General features: G+C 57.7%; 24 protein-coding genes and 1 tRNA gene. 10 read left to right on the plus strand and 15 right to left on the minus strand.

Translation table 11 applies throughout. The annotated features are described in order from the left end of the window. Positions 1-3: 3 nt before the first annotated feature. A complete protein-coding gene (locus tag AC1D2Q_RS07270; protein WP_097139791.1) occupies positions 4-207 on the minus strand; it encodes a hypothetical protein in 204 nt (67 codons plus the stop codon). A gap of 103 nt (positions 208-310) precedes the next feature. Between AC1D2Q_RS07270 and AC1D2Q_RS07275 the strand changes: the two genes are divergently transcribed. From AC1D2Q_RS07275 to AC1D2Q_RS07285, 3 genes are all read left to right on the plus strand, one after another. Further along, positions 311-529 carry a helix-turn-helix domain-containing protein gene (locus AC1D2Q_RS07275; RefSeq protein WP_442099105.1) on the plus strand — a complete coding sequence of 73 codons (219 nt, stop codon included), beginning with the start codon at positions 311-313 and terminating at the stop codon, positions 527-529. Positions 530-928: 399 nt separating this feature from the next. Then, positions 929-1,636 carry a recombinase family protein gene (locus AC1D2Q_RS07280; RefSeq protein WP_442099104.1) on the plus strand — a complete coding sequence of 236 codons (708 nt, stop codon included), beginning with the start codon at positions 929-931 and terminating at the stop codon, positions 1,634-1,636. A gap of 246 nt (positions 1,637-1,882) precedes the next feature. Then, complete coding sequence (locus AC1D2Q_RS07285) at positions 1,883-2,101, plus strand: hypothetical protein (RefSeq protein ID WP_442099103.1); 219 nt, start codon at positions 1,883-1,885, stop codon at positions 2,099-2,101. 129 nt (positions 2,102-2,230) lie between these two features. Here AC1D2Q_RS07285 and AC1D2Q_RS07290 read toward each other — a convergent pair whose 3' ends face one another. Next, the gene (locus tag AC1D2Q_RS07290) at positions 2,231-2,584 is read right to left on the minus strand and encodes an NUDIX hydrolase (protein WP_442099101.1); all 354 of its coding nucleotides are present in this window, start codon (positions 2,582-2,584) and stop codon (positions 2,231-2,233) included. A 207-nt stretch (positions 2,585-2,791) separates the two neighbouring features. Here AC1D2Q_RS07290 and AC1D2Q_RS07295 point away from each other — a divergent pair, with 207 nt between their 5' ends. Next, entirely contained in the window at positions 2,792-2,983 is a 192-nt protein-coding gene (locus tag AC1D2Q_RS07295; RefSeq protein ID WP_097139784.1) for a DUF1508 domain-containing protein, read from the plus strand. Between the two features lie 88 nt (positions 2,984-3,071). Here the strand turns inward: AC1D2Q_RS07295 and AC1D2Q_RS07300 are convergent. The 5 genes from AC1D2Q_RS07300 to dapA all read right to left on the minus strand — a co-directional run bounded on the left by AC1D2Q_RS07300 (position 3,072) and on the right by dapA (position 6,762). Further along, a tRNA-Ser gene (locus AC1D2Q_RS07300) sits at positions 3,072-3,161 on the minus strand. A gap of 84 nt (positions 3,162-3,245) precedes the next feature. Then, complete coding sequence (purC, locus tag AC1D2Q_RS07305) at positions 3,246-3,959, minus strand: phosphoribosylaminoimidazolesuccinocarboxamide synthase (protein WP_018926775.1); 714 nt, start codon at positions 3,957-3,959, stop codon at positions 3,246-3,248. Between the two features lie 28 nt (positions 3,960-3,987). Next, positions 3,988-4,746 carry an MBL fold metallo-hydrolase gene (locus AC1D2Q_RS07310; protein WP_007941451.1) on the minus strand — a complete coding sequence of 253 codons (759 nt, stop codon included), beginning with the start codon at positions 4,744-4,746 and terminating at the stop codon, positions 3,988-3,990. Between the two features lie 4 nt (positions 4,747-4,750). Then, the gene (gene bamC, locus AC1D2Q_RS07315; protein WP_477812767.1) at positions 4,751-5,866 is read right to left on the minus strand and encodes an outer membrane protein assembly factor BamC; all 1,116 of its coding nucleotides are present in this window, start codon (positions 5,864-5,866) and stop codon (positions 4,751-4,753) included. Between the two features lie 17 nt (positions 5,867-5,883). After that, the gene (gene dapA, locus AC1D2Q_RS07320; protein ID WP_007941448.1) at positions 5,884-6,762 is read right to left on the minus strand and encodes a 4-hydroxy-tetrahydrodipicolinate synthase; all 879 of its coding nucleotides are present in this window, start codon (positions 6,760-6,762) and stop codon (positions 5,884-5,886) included. Between the two features lie 328 nt (positions 6,763-7,090). Here dapA and AC1D2Q_RS07325 point away from each other — a divergent pair, with 328 nt between their 5' ends. Next, positions 7,091-7,651, plus strand: coding sequence for a glycine cleavage system transcriptional repressor (locus AC1D2Q_RS07325; protein ID WP_007898662.1), 561 nt, complete (start codon positions 7,091-7,093; stop codon positions 7,649-7,651). 10 nt (positions 7,652-7,661) lie between these two features. Further along, complete coding sequence (locus AC1D2Q_RS07330) at positions 7,662-8,135, plus strand: peroxiredoxin (protein WP_018926778.1); 474 nt, start codon at positions 7,662-7,664, stop codon at positions 8,133-8,135. A gap of 108 nt (positions 8,136-8,243) precedes the next feature. Here AC1D2Q_RS07330 and AC1D2Q_RS07335 read toward each other — a convergent pair whose 3' ends face one another. Next, on the minus strand, positions 8,244-9,314 hold the full coding sequence (locus AC1D2Q_RS07335; RefSeq protein ID WP_105348189.1) for an AI-2E family transporter: 1,071 nt from the start codon (positions 9,312-9,314) through the stop codon (positions 8,244-8,246). 31 nt (positions 9,315-9,345) lie between these two features. Further along, positions 9,346-9,585 (minus strand): sulfurtransferase TusA family protein, encoded by a 240-nt coding sequence (locus AC1D2Q_RS07340; RefSeq protein ID WP_007941445.1) that lies wholly within the window; start codon positions 9,583-9,585, stop codon positions 9,346-9,348. 98 nt (positions 9,586-9,683) lie between these two features. Between AC1D2Q_RS07340 and AC1D2Q_RS07345 the strand changes: the two genes are divergently transcribed. Then, entirely contained in the window at positions 9,684-11,117 is a 1,434-nt protein-coding gene (locus tag AC1D2Q_RS07345; RefSeq protein ID WP_019580839.1) for a M48 family metalloprotease, read from the plus strand. A 74-nt stretch (positions 11,118-11,191) separates the two neighbouring features. Here AC1D2Q_RS07345 and AC1D2Q_RS07350 read toward each other — a convergent pair whose 3' ends face one another. The 4 genes from AC1D2Q_RS07350 to rpoE form a co-directional block, all read right to left on the minus strand. Further along, complete coding sequence (locus AC1D2Q_RS07350; protein WP_477812768.1) at positions 11,192-12,622, minus strand: DegQ family serine endoprotease; 1,431 nt, start codon at positions 12,620-12,622, stop codon at positions 11,192-11,194. A 247-nt stretch (positions 12,623-12,869) separates the two neighbouring features. Next, positions 12,870-13,832, minus strand: a complete 963-nt coding sequence (locus AC1D2Q_RS07355; RefSeq protein ID WP_007941442.1) for a MucB/RseB C-terminal domain-containing protein — start codon at positions 13,830-13,832, stop codon at positions 12,870-12,872. 8 nt (positions 13,833-13,840) lie between these two features. After that, positions 13,841-14,428, minus strand: coding sequence for a sigma-E factor negative regulatory protein (locus AC1D2Q_RS07360; RefSeq protein ID WP_105348177.1), 588 nt, complete (start codon positions 14,426-14,428; stop codon positions 13,841-13,843). 30 nt (positions 14,429-14,458) lie between these two features. Then, positions 14,459-15,040, minus strand: a complete 582-nt coding sequence (gene rpoE, locus AC1D2Q_RS07365; RefSeq protein WP_003172477.1) for an RNA polymerase sigma factor RpoE/AlgU — start codon at positions 15,038-15,040, stop codon at positions 14,459-14,461. 557 nt (positions 15,041-15,597) lie between these two features. Between rpoE and nadB the strand changes: the two genes are divergently transcribed. After that, positions 15,598-17,214, plus strand: a complete 1,617-nt coding sequence (nadB, locus tag AC1D2Q_RS07370; RefSeq protein WP_019580843.1) for an L-aspartate oxidase — start codon at positions 15,598-15,600, stop codon at positions 17,212-17,214. Here nadB and AC1D2Q_RS07375 read toward each other — a convergent pair. Continuing rightward, a complete protein-coding gene (locus AC1D2Q_RS07375; protein WP_477812769.1) occupies positions 17,183-17,635 on the minus strand; it encodes a protein YgfX in 453 nt (150 codons plus the stop codon). The two genes, nadB and AC1D2Q_RS07375, sit on opposite strands and share 32 nt — an antisense overlap. Continuing rightward, positions 17,619-17,873: an FAD assembly factor SdhE gene (locus AC1D2Q_RS07380; RefSeq protein WP_007898624.1), complete on the minus strand. Its 255-nt coding sequence runs from the start codon at positions 17,871-17,873 to the stop codon at positions 17,619-17,621. Before AC1D2Q_RS07380 ends, AC1D2Q_RS07375 begins: the two co-directional genes overlap by 17 nt. A gap of 148 nt (positions 17,874-18,021) precedes the next feature. On the opposite strand from AC1D2Q_RS07380, the gene ygfZ reads away from it, so the two are divergent. Together ygfZ and AC1D2Q_RS07390 are read left to right on the plus strand one after the other, a co-directional pair. After that, complete coding sequence (gene ygfZ, locus AC1D2Q_RS07385; protein ID WP_477812770.1) at positions 18,022-18,963, plus strand: CAF17-like 4Fe-4S cluster assembly/insertion protein YgfZ; 942 nt, start codon at positions 18,022-18,024, stop codon at positions 18,961-18,963. A 34-nt stretch (positions 18,964-18,997) separates the two neighbouring features. After that, positions 18,998-19,819: an HDOD domain-containing protein gene (locus AC1D2Q_RS07390; protein WP_477812771.1), complete on the plus strand. Its 822-nt coding sequence runs from the start codon at positions 18,998-19,000 to the stop codon at positions 19,817-19,819. Positions 19,820-19,851 lie beyond the last annotated feature (32 nt).

Consider the following 19,851-nt stretch of genomic DNA (forward strand, 5'->3'; position numbering starts at 1 on the left):
TGATTAACGCAATCCCTTCGATGCAGTAATTTTCTTCAGCTCGTCATAAATCCCGCTAAGGACAAGCCAGAACCCAGCCATCACCGCTCCAGCTATGAATCCACCGATTGCCCCCCATTCGCCATAGATTGCGTAACCCGCGAACGCAACGGCAACAATGGCAAAGTAACAAAGGTAGTCGTTGAGTCTAATGATGCCGTCCTTCATCCCTGTTTCTCCTTCATCTGCTGACTGAGTAGCAGGTGATCTATTCAGTCAATGTCACGATTAGTGTGTTCACGATTAGAGCACATCAGCCCACGATACGGGAATGCCTTCTCCCTCCCTCCGCCATCGCTTCGGCCATCGAATTCGTGAGCTTCGTCTTGCTACCGGCATGACTCAAGAAGCCTTCGCGGACAAGTGCGGGTTCGCTAGGACGTACATGAGCCGCATTGAAACCGGTGGAGCCAATCCAAGCTTAGACGCTATCAAGGTTCTCGCTGACGCGCTGGAAACCGAGTTGTCTGAGTTGTTCAAAAACATCTAACCCCTGCCTGCCCACTCCGATACTGCACCGCTGGTCTACGCTTGCACCTTCCATCCTAAGAAGACAAGCGGCCTCCAATGAGTAAATTCGCGGTATTAGATGACTACTGTGTAAAGGTCGAATCAGGCCACCCCCGTCAAATTGCTGAAGCTATGGCAGGCCTTTCTCTAATTGTCCCGCTCAAAGGCATAGACCCCGAGTGGAATGTCTACGCATGTACTGACCAACAGGAGGCGGAACTGTTGGGACTACAAACCTATGAAGAGGAATCGGCATACTGCAAAGAGCGGCTTGAATGGTTGATCGGGTTCTCCCGCCCCTAGCCATATCATTCCATTGACGTTCGTCAGCGTTATGATATGATGGACCCATCAACAGGAATTGACGGGAATTACCACCATGAAAGTAGTCAGCTATCTTCGAGTCAGCACAGTCAAGCAAGGCGAGTCGGGCTTGGGTCTGGAAGCTCAGCGTGACTACATCGCCCTTGCAGCTAAGGCGAAAGGCTGGGAGATCATCGCGGAATTCGTCGATACAGCATCGGGCACGATAGCGCCAACGGATCGCCCTGAATGCATCAAGGCAATGAATGCTGCTAAAGAGACAGGTGCAATCCTCGTAGTGGCAAAACTTGACCGTATCTCTCGTGATGTTGAACACATTGCGGGCCTGATGAAACGGGCTTCCTTCAAGGTTGCGACGATGCCCGACGCCGACGCTTTCCAACTCCACATTTACGCCGCACTCGCACAGCAGGAACGAGAGTTCATCAGCCAACGCACCAAAGACGCTCTAGGCTCGCTGAAGCAACGTGCTGAAAATGGAGATGTATCGGCTCAGGCCAAGATTGAACGGCGTGATGCTGGTCGTAAGGAGGCTCATAAGGTTGGACCTAAGGCAGCAACAGCAGCCAAGGTAGAGAAGGCAGACGTTTACGCTCAGACTGTTAAAAACCACATCAAGGCGGCAAGCTTCGACGGAATCAAAACTCTTGCAGGGGTAGCAGCCTATCTCAACAATCAGTCGATCAAGACTAGCCGTGGTGCTGAGTTCACCCCCATGACAGTGAGCCGATTGGTTCAACGTCTCGGCATCACCTTCCCCTAAGTCGAAACGGGCTATTACAAGGGCCTTTACACCCTTCTGAGGCGCTCTAGCGTCTCGCCCCTCTCTGAGTCAGGGGTAGCCTCAAACGCCCTCAAAGCCACGATATTTCTACATCGCATTGATGATATTACTTCGCATTTGTATTTGGCCTTAACGATGGTGCCCTAGCGCCAAGATTTGCGAATACCCAGCCCTCTTCTAAGCTAGCTACCATCGAAACGTCACAAGCATGCAAGGGAAGGCGCCATGGCTCACGAAGTAAAGATCAATCTTCAATCTATGCTGGTGCAGCGTCAGGACGTAGAAATTGAAGTGAAAAAAGATGGTGGCAAGCTCGGCACTATTCTCATAAGCCAGGGCAACATCGAATGGCTGCCATCAGGCAATCATGTAAATAAATACAATCTCACCTGGACTCAGTTCTCTGACTTTATGGCAGAGCACGGCATGCCAAAGAGGATGTAATGTTTCCTCTTCGTATGTGAGCCCTGCGTGCAGGGCTCTTTTGACAGCCCTCACGCTGAGGAGATGTAGGCATCAGGAAGGTGTGTTGTCCGGACGGTTACGCTCTGGGAGCTATTGCTTGGCGAGGTTCTAGGCGTACGACTTTACTATCGACTTGGTTGCTGGACTGGATTTAAGGTCGTTAACATTTTTGGCGGGCTTCCATTTACAAGCCGCAATCTCGTTCTGTGGAGATGCTTCGTCCGAGGCCCCGACGACGGTCATGAACACATGATGCAGGATTTTGTCTTTTTCAAATTCAGCTAAAAAAACCATATCTTGAGCTACAAGCCCGGTTTCCTCGCATAACTCGCGAATAGCCGCTTGCTCAGGTGTTTCGCCTTCCTCGACCTTTCCACCGGGGAGAGCCCATCTCGAATTTTGTTTGCGAACGTAGAGAACACTATCATCTCGCTTGCAAATCACTGTTGCTCTCACTTTCATGGTTTACCCCAACACTCACCGTCTAGTCACGGTCGGCTTTCACACTGCATTTTAGATTATGAAGACCAGGCATCTCGCCCCGTCACAATTTCTTCACATTCAAAATTAAGCATTAGATGTGCCAATGGCGGTGGGGCTTGCCCGAAACCAAGACTCGCCTACGCTTCACGCTGGACATGGTGTCCGCCTGAATAGAAGGAGTAGGAAATGGGTGAGGTTACGTATCCGTGCTACTGGCAGAAAAAAGACAACTCTAAACAGTGGTACTGGATCTATTACGCCAAAAATGGAGAAGCAATCGCTCGAAGCAGCGAGAGCTACGTGAATCGATCAGACTGCACTCACTCAATTAATCTGATGCAAAATTCATCTGCATCAAAGATCTTCTACACAGAGTAAATCTGAGGTGTTGAGTAGTAGAAATGAGTAGTAGAACCAGAAACGAAAAAACCCCGTAACTCATTGAATTACGGGGCTTTTCTATGTATGGCGGAGAGATAGGGATTCGAACCCTAGGTACCGGTGAAGGTACAACGGATTTCGAATCCGTCCCATTCGGCCACTCTGGCATCTCTCCAACGGCGCGCATCATAACAGCACAATCGCCGGAAGCGAACCCCCTTTAGCGATTTTTTTCCGTGCTATCAGATGCTTGCGTCGATTAAAGCGGTACGCCCAGACGGTTGGCGACTTCTTCGTAGGCTTCGATGACGTCACCGAGGCCCTGACGGAAGCGGTCCTTGTCCATTTTCTTCTTGGTGGCCTTGTCCCACAGACGGCAGCCGTCCGGGCTGAACTCGTCACCCAGAACGATGGAGCCGTCGGAGAACACGCCGAATTCGAGTTTGAAGTCGACCAGCAGCAGGCCAGCGTCGTCGAACAGTTTGCTCAGCACTTCGTTGACCTTGAGCGACAGTTCTTTCATGCGAACCAGTTGCTCGGCGGTGCCCCAGCCGAATGCCACGACGTGGGATTCATTGATGAACGGGTCGCCCTTGGCGTCGTCCTTCAGGAACAGTTCGAAGGTGTAAGGGTTGAGCTTCATACCCTCTTCAACGCCCAGGCGCTTGACCAGACTGCCGGCGGCGTAGTTACGCACGACGCACTCGACCGGGATCATGTCGAGTTTTTTCACCAGGCATTCGTTGTCGCCCAGCAGTTTGTCGAATTGAGTCGGCACGCCGGCTGCTTCGAGTTTCTGCATGATGAAGGCGTTGAACTTGTTGTTCACCATGCCTTTGCGGTCGAGCTGCTCGATACGCTTGCCGTCGAACGCCGAGGTGTCGTTGCGAAACAGCAGGATCAAGCGGTCGGCGTCGTCGGTCTTGTAAACCGATTTGGCTTTGCCGCGGTAGAGTTCTTCACGTTTTTCCATGATGGGCTCCGCTTGCTAAGTAGGTGGGCTAGGCGATGTGTCGCCAGTCGAGCCCTGAATCTTGATCGGCCAGTTGCAGCCAGTCCGGGTCGCACCCGAGGGTGTCGACAAAACATTGCCGGGCCAGCTGCGGCAGGTTGTTCTTGCTGCTCAGATGGGCCAGGACCAGGTGTTGCAGGCCTTGCCAGCCCAACTCGGCCACCAGGAATGCCGCCTGATGGTTGTTCAAATGTCCCAATTCACCGCCCACCCGTTGCTTGAGAAAGTACGGGTAGTGACCGCGAGCCAGCATGTCACGGCAATGGTTGGCCTCGATCATCAACGCATCGAGGTCCCGATAACCGTCCAGCACCTTGTTGCAGTACGACCCCAGGTCGGTCAACAGGCCAAAACGCCGCTGACCGTCGCTGAAGACATACTGCGTCGGCTCCTGCGCATCATGGGCCACGGCAATGACGCCGATGCTCAGAGGGCCGATTTGCAGTTGCTCGCCGCCAGCCAGAAGGCCTGCGGGTTCAATCGGTTTGCGCATCCCGCGCAGGGTCCCGCGACTGAGGTAGACAGGCAGATTGTAACGCCGAGACAGCAAACCCACGCCATGCACGTGATCGGCATGTTCGTGGGTCACAAGTATCGCGCTCAACTGCGCAGGGTTTACCCCAAGGCGCAGCAGGCGTTTTTCGGTTTCCCGCAAGGAGAAACCACAATCCACCAGCACATACGTGTCATCGCTGGCTACCAGCGTGCCGTTCCCTTGGCTACCGCTGCCGAGAACGGCAAAACGCATGTGATCAGCCCAAATTGTCCTGAATCACGGTCAACACTTTGCGCGCCACGTCTGCTGGCGCCACGGTGTTGATGTTTTTCTCGACGGTGACTTGTACGTTCTCGCCGACCTTGCTCAGGCGAACCTGATAACGCTCGGCACGGGCTTCAACTTCTTCCTTGTTCGGCTTGCTGCCGAACAGGCTGCCGAAGAAACCTGGCTGCTCATCCTTCTTCTCGGCCTTTTCGGCGAGGTTGATGTAGTACAGGCCCAGGCTGCGGTTGATGTCTTCAACACGCCATTCGCCCTGTTCCAGCGCACGACCGACGCTCGACCAGGCACGATCCAGGTCGGTACCGACGTTGAGCACCGGGTTGCCGCTGCCATCCTCGGTCAGGCTGACACGGCTTGGCGTATCGAAATCACGCGAGGCCAGCATGGAGACCGAACCGCCCTTCTCCGAAGTGCGGCTCATGCTCGCGAGCATGTCGTCGACCAATGCTGCGTCCAGGCCGGTGTTGACCGAACGATTGGTGAAGTCGACGTTGGCGGTGCTGCCGGCAGGACGCTCGGCGCTGACCACATAGACTTCACTGGTGTTGCGCTGCACGCCTGGCTCGATACGCACCCGTACGCGGGTTTCGCTATCGGCGCCGACACCAGCCGCGCTCAGGCGCTTGGCCATGGCTGCGGACAGTTCGTCGGAATGCTGCCAGGTGGTAGTGAACTCACCGGTTTGCGGGCGCTGTTCGTCCAGACGGAAACCGTTGTCCTGGAAGAACTGCACGGCCACTGCCCAGACTTCGGCCGGTGGGTTCTGCGCCATGATCCAACGCGAATCGCCGCTCTTCTGCAAGGAGTAGGCACTGATATCAGCCGCTGCCGACAGCGGCTGCGGACGAGGCACGACATATTCGCCCTTGGCCGTATCGTCGGCCACATTGCGCGGGATCGGCAACAGTGGATCCAGACGCTTTGAGGTGCTGACATTCGGTGGCAGTTGCATCGGTGCAGTCTGTTGCGCTTCCAGGTAATCGCTACCACGGTCACGGAAGTAACCTTCCGGGCCCCAGATCCATCCGCAGCCACTGGTGCTGGAGATAATCAAGGCAAGTGCGGAAAGTCCGGCCATTCGCTTCATGCGTAGTACTTCCTCAATTAAACCAGGACGCCGGACTGGCGCATGGCCTGCCGCAGCGGTTCGTGACAGGCAGCACTGAGCCAGGTGAGCGGCAGACGGATACCGTCCGGCATCAGGCCCATTTCATGCAGCGCCCATTTCACGGGGATAGGGTTGGATTCGATAAACAGGGTTTTATTGAGCGGCATCAGCTTTTCGTGGATCGCCCGGGCTTTGACGGCATCACCGGCCATCGCAGCGGCGCACAGCTCGCTCATGGCGCGCGGTGCAACGTTGGCGGTCACCGAAATGTTGCCCTTGCCACCGAGCAGCATCAGCTCGACCGCGGTCGCATCGTCACCGGAATAGACCAGGAAGTCGCTGCTCACGCCGGCCAGGATGTCCTTGGCGCGCTGCAGGTCGCCCGTGGCTTCCTTGATGCCGATGATGTTCTTCACGGTCGACAGGCGGATTACCGTCTCGGCCTGCATGTCGCACGCGGTACGGCCCGGCACATTGTAAAGAATCTGCGGGATATCGACCGCTTCGGCGATGGCGCGGAAGTGCAGGTACAGGCCTTCTTGCGTCGGCTTGTTGTAATAAGGGGTTACCAGCAGGCACGCGTCGGCGCCAGCGTTCTTCGCGTTGGTCGTCAGTTCGATCGCTTCACGCGTCGAATTGGCGCCCGTACCGGCGATCACCGGAATACGCCCTGCAACCTGGGCAACCACGCGACGAATCACTTCGATGTGCTCGTTCACGTCAAGCGTGGCCGACTCACCCGTAGTGCCGACCGCCACGATGGCGTTGGTGCCCTCTTGCAGGTGGAAGTCCACCAGTTTGCTCAGGCTGTCCCAGTCGAGACGACCCTGTGCATCCATGGGTGTGACCAGTGCCACCATACTGCCCGCAATCATGCAACCGCTCCTGCCGGAAAAAGAGAGCGGTAATGGTACTGGCGCCAAGATGCTTGTACAAGCGAAGTACTGCGCTGCTGCCATTCCCCTTGGCGCTGCTTTTCGCTACCCTTCAGACTTTGATCGGTACTGATAAGCTCGTACGCCGGTTTCCAGCCTCCATTTTCGGCATCACAAGCCCCGATCCAGCGTTGCCACCCCTCGCTCTTGCCATACTGGAGCACGTTGCAACCTTCGGCTGGGGGTTTGTGAATTCGCATCCGCAGGCTCGTCCCCGGTAAAAAAGCCCATAAACAGTATCGACCGCTCATCGCTTTAGGAATGCTGCATGTCCACCCCCACAGTTCGCGAACAATTCCTTGTCATCAGTGCCCTCGGCGCCAACCCCATGGAGCTGACTAACGTCCTGTGCCGCGCCAGCCATGAAAACCGCTGCGCCGTGGTCACCTCTCGCCTGACGCGTCATGGCGAATGCAGCGCGCTGATCCTCGAGATCTCCGGCAGCTGGGACGCCCTGGCGCGCCTCGAAGGCAGTCTGCCGGTGCTGGCCAAGCGGCATGCTTTCACCGTCAACGTGGTGCGCAGCGCAGCCCTGGAGAACCGTCCCCAGGCCCTGCCGTACGTCGCCTACGTCAGCTCGGCCTACCGCCCGGACATCATCAACGAGCTGTGCCAGTTCTTCATGGACCACAACGTCGAGCTGGAGAATCTGACCTGCGACACCTATCAGGCTCCGCAGACCGGCGGCACCATGCTCAACGCCACGTTTACCGTGACCTTGCCGGCCGGCACCCAGATCAGCTGGCTGCGTGACCAGTTCCTGGATTTCGCCGACGCCATGAACCTGGACGCACTGATTGAACCGTGGCGCCCACAAAACCCAATGTAAGGAAGCTTTCATGGCCGTAGCCATCGACCAACCGGTTGCCGACTTCGAAGCACCCGCCACCAGCGGGCAGACCGTCAGCCTCGCGGCCCTCAAAGGCAAGCAAGTGGTGATTTACTTCTACCCGAAGGACAGCACGCCGGGCTGCACCACCGAAGGCCAGGGCTTTCGCGACCAGTACGCGGCGTTCAAGGCGGCCAACACCGAGGTGTTCGGTCTATCTCGCGACAGCCTGAAGTCTCATGAGAACTTCAAGTGTAAGCAGGAATTCCCCTTCGAGCTGATCAGCGACAAGGACGAAGCCATCTGTCAGTTGTTCGACGTGATCAAGCTGAAAAAGCTCTACGGCAAGGAATATATGGGTGTTGATCGCAGCACGTTCCTGATCGACAAGGATGGCGTGCTGCGTCAGGAATGGCGCGGCGTGAAGGTGCCGGGGCATGTGGATGCGGTTTTGGCGGCTGCTCAGGCGCTGAACAAGGCCTGATTTTTTTGGCGTCTATTCGGACGCCTTTGCGGGCAAGCCCGCTCCTTGGGGATGGTATGAACCCTGTGGGAGCGGGGCTTGCCCACAAAGAGGCCCTCAAATCGACGATCAAAGCAGCGGCGACACCTCGGGCTCCTTGCGCGGCCAGGCATCCAGCACGGCTTTGAACAGCGTCGCCAGGGGAATCGCAAAGAACACGCCCCAGAAGCCCCACAACCCGCCAAACAGCAGCACCGCGCAGATGATCGCCACCGGGTGCAGGTTGACCGCTTCCGAGAACAGCAGCGGCACCAGCACGTTACCGTCCAGCGTCTGGATGATCCCGTAGACCGCCATCAAATAGATGAACTGATCGCTCCAGCCCCATTGGAACAGCGCAATCAGCAGCACCGGCACGGTCACCACCACCGCCCCGACATAGGGCACCACCACCGATACACCCACCAGCAACGCCAGCAGCGCCGCGTAGTTGAGCCCCAGCGCCACGAAAGCGATGTACGTCACGCCCCCGCAAATGAAGATTTCGATGACCTTGCCACGAATGTAATTGGCAATCTGCCGGTTCATTTCCTGGGCGACCCGAGTGATCAGCGCTCGCTCCCGCGGCAGGTAACCGCGCACCCACTGGCCGATCATCTCCCGGTCCTTGAGGAAGAAGAACACCAGGATCGGCACCAGCACCAGGTAGATCATGATGTTCACCAGCAGCGGCAGGCTCGACAATGAGAATGTCAGGGCCCACTGGCCGAACTTGCCGATCTCGCCCCGCGCCACTTCGATCGCCTGCAGCACTTGCTCGTCCGACACCAGATGCGGGTAACGCTCGGGCAGCAGCAACAGCAGCGACTGCCATTTGGCGAGCATGCCGGGCAATTCGTTGAACAGCGTAATCAGTTGATGCCAGAGCAGGGGCACCACGACGAGGATGAATACCAGCAGCCCGCCCATGAACAACGCGAAGACCAGCCCCACCGCCACGGCGCCCGGCAGGCGCAGACGCTCGAGGATAACCACCAAGCCCTGCATCAGATACGCCAGCACCATCCCGGCCAGCACCGGCGCAAGCATTCCGCCCAAGGTAAGTACGGCGGTAAATGCCAGAAACAGCAGCACCGCCAGCACCACGGCCTCTTCATCCGAGAAGTAACGCTGAATCCAGTCGCGTAACACTTTGAACATCAATAATCCTTAGGAACGAACGCAGCAGGTTTCAGGCTTTTTTCAACCAATAGCGGTAAACGCCCGCCTCATCTTCTTCACGAAGCAGCGTATGACCGGCCAATCGGGCAAAGGTGCGAAAGTCGCGCTGAGAGCCTGCATCGGTGGCAATCACCTTGAGCACCGCACCGCTGGCCAGTCGGTTGAGTTCCATCTTGGCCTTGAGCAACGGCAGCGGACAATTCAGTCCGCTGGCGTCCAGCTCGGCGTCGTGGGTTACAGCGTCAGTCATCGAATCACTCCGGGGCTGGGGGTTGAGCCGCTTAGAATATCTGGTCCCAAGCGTAGTGTCCGGCTACAGTAACGTCTTTGTCGACTAAGGCTTTGTGCATGACTTTTTTGCGCCCTACCCTGCTGACGCTCGCTTGCCTGCTCGCCTCACCAGGCTTCGCCGACGACTTGCCGTCACTCGGTGACGCCAGCTCTGCCATCGTCTCGCCGCAACAGGAATACCAACTGGGCCGTGCGTGGCTGGCGATGCTGCGCAGCCAGGTGTCGCAACTCAACGACCCGCAACTCAAGGATTATGTCGAGTCCAGCGTCTATCGACTGGTGGAAACCAGCCAAGTCAATGACCGGCGCCTGGAGTTCATCCTGATCAACAGCCCGCAGCTCAACGCTTTTGCCGCGCCGGGCGGGATCGTCGGCGTCAACGGTGGCTTGTTCCTCAACGCCCAGACCGAAGGCGAATATGCCTCGGTCCTGGCCCACGAACTGGCCCACTTGTCGCAGCGTCACTTCGCCCGTGGTGTCGAAGCGTCGCAACGCATGCAAGTGCCGATGATGGCTGCGTTGCTGGCCGGGATCGTGATTGCCGCCGCCGGTGCAGGCGATGCCGGGATCGCGACCATTGCCGGCACTCAGGCGGCGGCGATGCAGGAACAACGACGCTTCTCGCGCCAGAATGAACAGGAAGCCGACCGTATCGGCATCATGAATCTGGAAAAGGCCGGTTACGATCCGCGCTCGATGCCGACCATGTTCGAACGGCTGATGCGCCAGTACCGCTACGATGCCAAGCCGCCGGAATTCCTGCTCACTCACCCGGTGACCGAATCGCGTATCGCCGACACCCGCAACCGTGCCGAACAGGCCAAACCGGGCGGTATCGAAGACAGTATGCGTTATCAGCTGATTCGTGCACGTGTGCAGCTGATCTATGAAGAAACCCCAGGCTTGGGTGCCAAGCGCTTCCGCGCCCAACTCGATGAAAACCCGAAAAACGACGTCGCGCGCTATGGCCTGGCAATCGCCCAGATCAAAGGCGGTCAGTTGAATGAAGCTCGCGAGAACCTCAAGCAGCTGCTGGCCAAATCGCCGAACGAGATCATCTACAACCTGGCGCAGGTCGATCTGGACATCACCAATAATCGTCTGCCCGATGCTCAGTCACGGGTTGACCGGATGCTGACTCAGTATCCGGGCAACTACCCGCTGAATCAGGTGCGTGTTGACCTGTTGCTCAAGCAGAATCGAGCAGCCGATGCGGAAAAGGCGCTGGAGAACCTGCTCAAGACCCGTCCCGAAGATCCGGACGTCTGGTACCTGGTGGCCGAGACTCGTGGTCTGTCTGGCAACATCATCGGTCTGCATCAGGCTCGTGCAGAGTACTTCGCACTAGTCGGCGATTATCGCCAGGCGATCCAGCAACTGGACTTCGCCAAGCGCAAGGCGGGCAGCAACTTCCCGCTGTCATCGCGGATTGACGCACGACAACGCGAGCTGATGGAACAGGAACGCATGATCAAGGACATGATGGGCTGACTGCTTCAGGGACAAAATTCAGATACAAAAAACCGCCTCTTTCGAGGCGGTTTTTTATTCAGCCGACAACCGGCTTATTCAGCCAGTTTGAAGGTGATGAAGCTGGCGCGACCCTGGCGCAGAACACGCATCGACACCGAGCGGTTCTTCGGCAACGCCTTGGCAATCTCGGTGAACTCCTTGGTGGAGCCGATCGCCTGGTTGTTCAGGTGAGTGATCACATCACCGGGCTGCAAGCCGATCAGGGCAGCAGGACCGTCCTGCACGTCCTTGATTACCACACCACCTTTAAGGTCGTAGGCTTTCTTCTGCTCATCGGTCAATTCGGCCACGGAAACACCCAGGCGATTGCTGCTGCGCTCTGCGCCAGATTTAGGCTGGGCGTCCAGCTCTTTGCCTTCTTCAGGGATAGCGCCGACGGTCAGCTCGACATTCTTGCGTTTGCCTTCGCGGATCACCTCAAGATTGGCTTTCGAACCGGCCTTCAGCGCACCCACCAAGTGCGGCAGATCGGCGGACATGACGATCGGTTGACCGTTCATGCTCAGGATCACGTCGCCCACTTGTAGGCCACCCTTGGCAGCCGGACCGTCATCCTGGATCTGAGCCACCAACGCACCGGCCGGTTTCTCAAGACCGAACGACTCGGCCAGATCCTTGCTCACTTCCTGGATCACCACACCCAACCAGCCACGGCTGACTTTACCGCCGCTTTTCAGCTGATTGGAAACGTCCATCGCCACATCGATAGGGATTGCGAACGACACGCCCATGAAGCCGCCGGAGCGAGTGTAGATCTGCGAGTTGATGCCGACCACTTCACCGGCCAGGTTGAACAGCGGACCACCGGAGTTACCCGGGTTGATCGGCACGTCGGTCTGGATGAACGGCACATAGTTTTCATTCGGCAGGCTGCGACCGATGGCACTGACGATGCCTTGAGTTACGGTGTGATCAAAGCCGAACGGCGAGCCGATGGCCACGACCCACTGACCGGCTTTCAGGTCCTGCGATTTGCCGAGCTTCAGAACCGGCAGGTTCTTGCCTTCAATTTTCAGCAAGGCGACGTCGGAACGCGGATCGGTACCGATCAACTTGGCTTTCAACTCACTGCGATCGGCGAGGCGCACGAGAATCTCGTCGGCATCGGCGATCACATGGTTGTTAGTCAGGATGTAGCCGTCAGGCGAAATGATGAAACCCGAACCCAGGGACTGCGCTTCGCGCTGGCGATCGCCACGAGGTGAGCGTGGCTGCTGCGGCAGACCACGCTCAAAGAACTCGCGCAGCATCGGCGGCAAGCCTTCAAGGTCAGGCATTTGCTCGCTGGACACTTTGCGCTCCGGCAACTTCTGGGTAGTACTGATGTTCACCACCGCGGGCGAGGCCTGCTCGACCAGTTGCGTGAAGTCAGGCAAGTCGGCCGCTTGCGCAGTGACCGCCTGACCGAGCACCAGCACGGTGGCAAAAATAGAGAGATAAGACTTCAAGCGTGGTATCGACATACGGCTCCCGTTACGACGAGCATGGTTAAGCGATATGGAGCAAGGAACACCGGAAACGATACGCCGGTATTTTTGTTCCGGGAACAACAAACAAGGCCAGAGCCGAGGGGCTCTGACCTATAAAAAATTTTCGGGATATTTGCAAATGAAAATGCTCGGCAAAACATTTCGAGGCCTCAACGACGGGGCAGCCATTGCTGACCTCCCGCACCATCCAGCCCCCGATTGATGAGCATGGCTGATCAGCTCATTGCTTGCTGGTAGCCGCGGCATCGTTGCGCATGGACAGCGCAATCCGTTCGGCGGTACCAATCGGTATTTCACCGACCACGGTCACCATTATTTCGCCTTGCGGAGTGGTCAAGCGACGGGACACAGCGACTGTCGGCCCCAGTTGGGTACGGGTGTCGGTGACTGTTGCCCCATTCAATGGCTCAAGGAACACCGAGAATCGGGCCAGACCGTCGTCGAACATCAGACTGCTGACCTGGACTTTGGTATCCGGATCCTTGTGAGAGGTACTGCTGGTCAGCTCGAAACCTGGCGGCAACCAGTCCGAATGCCAGACCTGCGCAGTCTTGACGGCGGACGCCTTGTCACTGTCCAGGTTAATGGGCTTGCACTCGGAACCTGCCTGCAAATCGCTGTCGGAAGGCACCTCGGCAGTATCCAGCCGGGTGAACTGGAACCGTTCCAGCAGTTGCCCTTTGTCATTGAGCAACAATGACTTCAACGGCAAGCCGGTCTCCTTATCCAGATGCAGCTCAAAACCATAGCGGTGCTGATCGCGAGGCGTCAACGAGACGATCACCGCCGAACGCCCGGCCACGCGCGACTTGCCGATGACGGCAAGGTCATACCAATTCTTTAGCTTTTGTGGATCGAGTGCACGAGCAGCGGAGTTGGGTGAGTCCCCCAGCCCTGCTATCAGGGTGCCGCTGACGCATTGAGTATGCCCATCAATGCGCACGACTTCCTGGGCCGAACCGTCGAGCTGAAGTAAACGCTCTTGGACTTTGCCATCCTGGACGCGATGCCAGATGTTATGGGTAGAAAAACTACCGTTACGCTCGTAGACGAAAGTACCATGAAAGCTCTGCGTTTGCTCCGCCTGTCCCAGACGCTTCAGCCAGTCCTGGGCTTCATCGGCGTGGGCTGGAACAATAAACCAGCCACTGAGCAGAAGCGTAAGTAGAGGGATGGCGCGCATGATCCTCCTTAACGGTTTTCCAGGCTTGCCGCACGAGCGTAAGGCAGAGCGCTCTCAGTACCTTTCAGTGCAGCCTGCTGAGCATGTTGGCGCAAGTAACCTGGCAGACGCTGATCGTGCCAGCCTGGCTGACCTTGCAATACGCCGTTGGCCATAGGGCCAGTGGCGTCCGAACTCTCATTGTAGCCTGCCAATACAGCGGGACCCTTGATCTGAGGAGTGGTCAGACCCGGCTGATTCGAATGCTGAGCCAGTTCGACACCTGCGATCTCGTCCTGGTTGTACAGACGTACACCTGCCAGCACGGCAATGGTCACCGAAGCAGCGACTGCCAGACGACCCAGGCTGCGCCATGGACCACGAGAGGCTTTTGCCGGTACGGCTTCGTCAGCCAGCGCAGCAGAAACTGCCGCAGCGATGTCCAGACGAGGGAGCAGCAGGTCCTTGTGCATGACTGCCCGAGCGATCTGGTAACGAGCCCAGGTTTCGCGGGTTTCAACATCGTCGAAGGCATTCAACACCCGACGCAATTCCAGTTCGTCCGCTTCGTTATCCATCACTGCGGACAGCGATTCCTGCAGGGCTTCACGACTCATGGCGTTCCTCTCTTGGCTGTCGCCGCTGTCTCAGTTTTCCTGCAACAACGGCTGCAGGGCTTTATCGATGGCCTCCCGGGCGCGGAAAATCCGGGAGCGCACGGTACCCACCGGACACTGCATGACACTGGCAATGTCCTCGTAACTCAGACCATCGAATTCACGTAAAGTTAAAGCCGTACGCAAATCTTCTGGCAGTTGCTGAATGGTTCGATGGACGGTGCCTTCGATCTCATCCCGCAGCAATGCACGTTCTGGCGACTCGAGATCCTTGAGGCCATGATCGCCATCGTAGAACTCTGCATCCTCGGAACTGACATCGCTATCCGGCGGCCGACGGCCGCGTGAAACCAGATAGTTTTTCGCCGTGTTGATGGCGATACGGTAAAGCCACGTATAAAACGCGCTGTCTCCGCGAAAATTACCAAGTGCACGGTATGCCTTGATAAAGGCTTCCTGTGCGACATCCTGGGCTTCATGGGTGTCGTGCACGAAACGCACGATCAACCCGAGAATTTTGTGCTGGTATTTCAGCACTAGCAGATCGAAAGCTCGCTTGTCGCCGCGTTGAACGCGCTCGACCAGCTGCTGATCCTCTTCCTGGGTTAGCATGAACACTCCTCGATAAGCTCGAAGGAGGCTTGCATTACTGAACGACCAGACTTGCAAACATAGACTCGGGCTTTTCGCAAAAGTTCTCCCCCTCCAAGCAAGTTTCCTGCGGGCTCTGATTTGGCACGCACGAAAAGCGCAGCGCGGGATAACCCGGCTGCGCGAATAATCTTGTCATCGGATTCATCAGCAGGGACCTAACCGCAAGTCCCGCACCGAAACCGACACTGTCCCTTGTTTCAGGCAACCGTCTATTGATCTTGAGCCTTTGGCAAAAGTTCCATATTTATAGCCGCCTGCAACCGACATTGTGCAACCGTGAAGCGAAAAAGACTGTTAAATCCACGATACAGTCGCCTTGTCGCCAATACAGTCAAAAAAACTTCCGACGAAGAGTCCAGTCTTTTCCGTCACAGTAGTTTCACAATGCCATGTGGGCTCGGCTATTGTGCCGCTCCCCCCCTCTATATACTAGTGGGCTGTGTGGCTGTCCTGACTCGCCGATCCAGCTGTCTTGCGCCACCCCCGACCCGGGTCGCTTTGAGCGGAATCCTGAAATGAGCCAACAGTTTCAACACGATGTTCTGGTAATTGGCAGCGGCGCTGCCGGCTTGAGTCTTGCGCTGACCTTGCCCGGTCATTTGCGCATCGCCGTATTGAGCAAAGGCGACCTCGCCAATGGCTCGACCTTCTGGGCCCAGGGCGGTGTCGCCGCCGTTCTGGATGACACCGATACTGTCGAGTCCCACGTCGACGATACCCTCAACGCCGGGGGTGGCCTGTGCCATGAAGACGCCGTGCGCTTTACCGTCGAGCACAGCAGAGAAGCCATTCAATGGCTGATCGACCAAGGCGTGCCCTTTACCCGCGACGAACAGTCCGGCACCGAAGACGGCGGTTTCGAGTTTCACCTGACCCGCGAAGGCGGTCACAGCCATCGACGCATCATCCACGCCGCCGATGCGACGGGTGCGGCGATCTTCAGAACCCTGCTCGACCAGGCCATACAGCGGCCCAACATCGAACTGCTGGAACAGCGGGTCGCGATCGATCTGATCACCGAAAAGCGCCTGGGCCTTGAAGGCGACCGCTGCCTCGGCGCCTACGTGCTCAACCGCAGCACCGGTGAAGTCGACACTTACGGCGCGCGCTTCGTGATCCTTGCATCGGGCGGCGCGGCTAAGGTCTACCTCTATACCAGCAACCCTGATGGCGCCTGCGGTGATGGCATCGCCATGGCCTGGCGCTCAGGCTGCCGGGTGGCGAACCTGGAGTTCAACCAGTTCCACCCGACCTGCCTTTATCACCCGCAAGCCAAGAGTTTCCTGATCACCGAAGCCCTGCGCGGCGAAGGCGGGCACCTGAAGCTGCCCAACGGTGAACGCTTCATGCAGCGCTTCGATCCACGGGCCGAGCTGGCGCCACGGGACATCGTCGCCCGCGCCATCGACCATGAGATGAAGCGCCTGGGTATCGACTGCGTTTACCTGGACATCAGCCACAAGCCTGAAGACTTCATCAAGACGCACTTCCCGACGGTCTATGAACGCTGCCTGGAATTCTCCATCGACATCACCAAACAACCGATTCCGGTGGTGCCGGCGGCGCACTACACCTGCGGCGGCGTGATGGTCGATCAGCGGGGCCGCACCGACGTGCCGGGCCTGTATGCGATTGGTGAAACCAGCTTCACCGGCCTGCATGGCGCCAACCGCATGGCCAGCAACTCGCTGCTGGAATGTTTCGTTTATGCCCGTTCGGCGGCGGCGGACATTCTTGAGCAGTTGCCAGAGGTGTCGATTCCAACCGCCCTGCCCGTCTGGGATGCCAGCCAGGTCACCGACTCCGACGAAGACGTGATCATCGCGCACAACTGGGACGAACTGCGGCGATTCATGTGGGACTACGTGGGCATCGTGCGCACCAACAAGCGCCTGCAACGGGCCCAGCATCGAGTGCAGTTGTTGCTGGACGAGATCGACGAGTTCTATAGCAACTATAAAGTGAGCCGAGACCTGATCGAGCTGAGGAACCTGGCTCAGGTAGCAGACCTGATGATCCGGTCGGCCATGGAGCGCAAGGAAAGTCGCGGTCTGCATTACACCCTCGACTACCCGAACCTGCTGCCGGTCGCCCTGGACACTATTCTGGTGCCACCCACCTACGCCGACTGAACTTGAGCCGAACCCGCAGGCGTCGGTGCACATCCGCCGCCTGCGAATCCCGCGGCACGCATATCGCCCTGATACGTCGCTCGCCCCGCAGGCGAAAGCGCAGCACCACGACCAACGGCAGCGCCAGGCTGTCCGGCCGTAGTTGTACGGGTTGCCAGCCTTGCGCCTGATTCCACAACTGCCAGCCATCGGCATCGCGACGCAAGCCGCGAAAGGCTTGTGGGTGTATCAGCAGAATCTGTCGCGGCAATACCCACATGCTGTGAGCCACGCACAACCCTACGCCGAGCAGGCTGGCCCAGAGCGGTATCGAGAGAAGAAACAGCGAACCCAACGCGAACAGCTGGGCGAGAAGATAGGCCGCCAGCAACTGCCGTGAGGCATGCCAGCGGCATTCGAACGCGTTACTTGGGCTGGACACGATCCAGGATCATGCGAACCATGCGCTGCAGCTCCGGATCTTCCGATTCGGCCCGTTCCATGAACCAGCCGAACATGTCCTGATCTTCGCATTCGAGCAGCCTGACGTAGCACGCGCGATCAACTTCGTTGAGGTGCGGGTAAACCTCTTTCACAAACGGCACCAGCAACACGTCAAGCTCAAGCATGCCGCGGCGGCTGTGCCAGTAGAGGCGATTCAGTTCAACATCTTCGACCATGGAGCGCTCCTCAAATAGGCCGCAAGTATACAGCCCCGAGCCGAGCCGAACAGTCGGCTTTGGTCGGCACTGACGATCCTTTGTGAACTACCCATTTCAAGGGCGCCCCCTTATGATGTCCCTCAGACTCTTTACCCTGCGATGACCCATGGCCGATTCTGCTTTTTTCTGCACCCTGTCTCACGAAGGCGTTCTCGCGGTACGCGGCGCGGATGCCAGCAAATTCCTGCAAGGCCAATTGACTTGCAACCTCAATTACCTGAGCGATACCCAGGCCAGCCTTGGCGCGCGTTGCACGCAGAAAGGCCGGATGCAGTCGAGTTTCCGCATTCTGCTGGAAGGCGACGGTGTGCTCATGGCGATGGCCAGCGAACTGCTGGAGCCGCAATTGGCGGACCTGAAAAAGTACGCGGTGTTCTCCAAATCGAAACTGACCGACGAAAGTGCCGGCTGGGTTCGTTTTGGCCTTGAGCATGGCGATGCGGCGCTGGCCAGCCTGGGCCTGGCCCTGCCGGCCGACACCGACAGCGTGGTGCGCAATGACAGTTTGATCGCGATTCGCGTATCGCCTGAGCGCGCTGAACTCTGGGTGGGCGCCGAGCAGGCCGACACCATCAAGGGCAAGCTGTCCGCCCTGCTGGCCGAAGGCGAACTGAATCAGTGGCTGCTGGGCCAGATCCGCGCCGGGATCGGCCAGGTCATGCCAAGCACCCGCGAGCTGTTCATCCCGCAGATGCTCAATCTGCAAGCCATCGGCGGCGTGAGCTTCAAGAAGGGTTGCTACACTGGCCAGGAAATCGTTGCGCGCATGCAATACCTGGGCAAACTCAAGCGTCGTCTGTATCGCTTGCAACTGGAGGGTAGTGAACTGCCTGAACCCGGCACCCCACTGTTCTCCCCGACTCACGGCAGTTCGATCGGTGAAGTGGTGATCGCTGCTCGCGCCGAGCAAAACATTGAACTCCTGGCCGTGCTGCAAGCCGAAGCTGCAGAAGATGGCAACCTGCACCTTGGCGCACTCGAAGGTCCGGGCCTGTATTTGCTCGACCTGCCTTACCAACTGGATCGTGATCGCGAAATCCAGCGTTAACAGCAGCACTTGTCGCAATACCTAGAGAAAAGAAATGAGTGAGCTGGCGGATAAGGTCCAACAGGATTTGGTTGAGGCCATCGATAATGATGACCTGGTTCTGCCAACATTACCGGAAGTGGCCCTGCAGATTCGCAAGGCCGCCGAAGACCCGGAAATCAGTGTCAGCACCCTGAGCAAAGTGATCGGCCGTGACACCGCGCTGTCGGCGCGCCTGATCAAAGTGGTCAATAGCCCGTTGCTGCGCGCGACCCAGGAAGTGACTGACTTACACACGGCCATCACCCGGCTGGGCGTCAATTACAGCAGCAACCTGGCCATCGGTCTGGTGATGGAACAGATTTTCAATGCCCGTTCCGAAGTGGTGGAACAGAAAATGCGCGAGGTCTGGCGCAAAAGCCTGGAAATCGCCGGCGTCAGCTATGCGTTGTGCCGCAGCTACACACAACTCAAGCCTGATCAAGCGGCGCTCGGCGGGCTGGTGCATCAGATTGGCGTGCTGCCGATCCTGACCTACGCCGAAGATCACTATGAATTGTTGTCGGACCCGGTCAGCCTCAACCATGTGATCGAACGCATCCACCCGCTGCTCGGCGATAAATTGCTCAGGGTCTGGGATTTTCCGGAAATGCTGGTGCAATTGCCGGGGCTGTATCTGGATTTCAAGCGGCAATCGGCGCGGGTCGACTATGTCGATCTGGTGCAAGTGGCCAGCCTGTATTGCCACAAGGACACCGATCATCCCCTGGCCCGCATCGACCCGCTCAGTGTGCCGGCCTTCAAGAAGCTGGGGATCGATCTGGAGAACGAGGCGATGTGCAAGGATCTGGAAGAGTCGCGGTCGATGTTTTACTGATTTCTGTGGCGAGGGAACTAGCTCCCTCGCCA

Source organism: Pseudomonas sp. P1_A1 (genome assembly GCF_056406935.1).

What these genes read in the sequence shown, in the direction of transcription:
- AC1D2Q_RS07270 (WP_097139791.1), bottom strand. Translation starts at nt 207, where the DNA reads ATGAAGGACGGCATCATTAGACTCAACGACTACCTTTGTTACTTTGCC.
- AC1D2Q_RS07275 (WP_442099105.1), top strand. Translation starts at nt 311, where the DNA reads ATGCCTTCTCCCTCCCTCCGCCATCGCTTCGGCCATCGAATTCGTGAG.
- AC1D2Q_RS07280 (WP_442099104.1), top strand. Translation starts at nt 929, where the DNA reads ATGAAAGTAGTCAGCTATCTTCGAGTCAGCACAGTCAAGCAAGGCGAG.
- AC1D2Q_RS07285 (WP_442099103.1), top strand. Translation starts at nt 1,883, where the DNA reads ATGGCTCACGAAGTAAAGATCAATCTTCAATCTATGCTGGTGCAGCGT.
- AC1D2Q_RS07290 (WP_442099101.1), bottom strand. Translation starts at nt 2,584, where the DNA reads ATGAAAGTGAGAGCAACAGTGATTTGCAAGCGAGATGATAGTGTTCTC.
- AC1D2Q_RS07295 (WP_097139784.1), top strand. Translation starts at nt 2,792, where the DNA reads ATGGGTGAGGTTACGTATCCGTGCTACTGGCAGAAAAAAGACAACTCT.
- purC (WP_018926775.1), bottom strand. Translation starts at nt 3,959, where the DNA reads ATGGAAAAACGTGAAGAACTCTACCGCGGCAAAGCCAAATCGGTTTAC.
- AC1D2Q_RS07310 (WP_007941451.1), bottom strand. Translation starts at nt 4,746, where the DNA reads ATGCGTTTTGCCGTTCTCGGCAGCGGTAGCCAAGGGAACGGCACGCTG.
- bamC (WP_477812767.1), bottom strand. Translation starts at nt 5,866, where the DNA reads ATGAAGCGAATGGCCGGACTTTCCGCACTTGCCTTGATTATCTCCAGC.
- dapA (WP_007941448.1), bottom strand. Translation starts at nt 6,762, where the DNA reads ATGATTGCGGGCAGTATGGTGGCACTGGTCACACCCATGGATGCACAG.
- AC1D2Q_RS07325 (WP_007898662.1), top strand. Translation starts at nt 7,091, where the DNA reads ATGTCCACCCCCACAGTTCGCGAACAATTCCTTGTCATCAGTGCCCTC.
- AC1D2Q_RS07330 (WP_018926778.1), top strand. Translation starts at nt 7,662, where the DNA reads ATGGCCGTAGCCATCGACCAACCGGTTGCCGACTTCGAAGCACCCGCC.
- AC1D2Q_RS07335 (WP_105348189.1), bottom strand. Translation starts at nt 9,314, where the DNA reads ATGTTCAAAGTGTTACGCGACTGGATTCAGCGTTACTTCTCGGATGAA.
- AC1D2Q_RS07340 (WP_007941445.1), bottom strand. Translation starts at nt 9,585, where the DNA reads ATGACTGACGCTGTAACCCACGACGCCGAGCTGGACGCCAGCGGACTG.
- AC1D2Q_RS07345 (WP_019580839.1), top strand. Translation starts at nt 9,684, where the DNA reads ATGACTTTTTTGCGCCCTACCCTGCTGACGCTCGCTTGCCTGCTCGCC.
- AC1D2Q_RS07350 (WP_477812768.1), bottom strand. Translation starts at nt 12,622, where the DNA reads ATGTCGATACCACGCTTGAAGTCTTATCTCTCTATTTTTGCCACCGTG.
- AC1D2Q_RS07355 (WP_007941442.1), bottom strand. Translation starts at nt 13,832, where the DNA reads ATGCGCGCCATCCCTCTACTTACGCTTCTGCTCAGTGGCTGGTTTATT.
- AC1D2Q_RS07360 (WP_105348177.1), bottom strand. Translation starts at nt 14,428, where the DNA reads ATGAGTCGTGAAGCCCTGCAGGAATCGCTGTCCGCAGTGATGGATAAC.
- rpoE (WP_003172477.1), bottom strand. Translation starts at nt 15,040, where the DNA reads ATGCTAACCCAGGAAGAGGATCAGCAGCTGGTCGAGCGCGTTCAACGC.
- nadB (WP_019580843.1), top strand. Translation starts at nt 15,598, where the DNA reads ATGAGCCAACAGTTTCAACACGATGTTCTGGTAATTGGCAGCGGCGCT.
- AC1D2Q_RS07380 (WP_007898624.1), bottom strand. Translation starts at nt 17,873, where the DNA reads ATGGTCGAAGATGTTGAACTGAATCGCCTCTACTGGCACAGCCGCCGC.
- ygfZ (WP_477812770.1), top strand. Translation starts at nt 18,022, where the DNA reads ATGGCCGATTCTGCTTTTTTCTGCACCCTGTCTCACGAAGGCGTTCTC.
- AC1D2Q_RS07390 (WP_477812771.1), top strand. Translation starts at nt 18,998, where the DNA reads ATGAGTGAGCTGGCGGATAAGGTCCAACAGGATTTGGTTGAGGCCATC.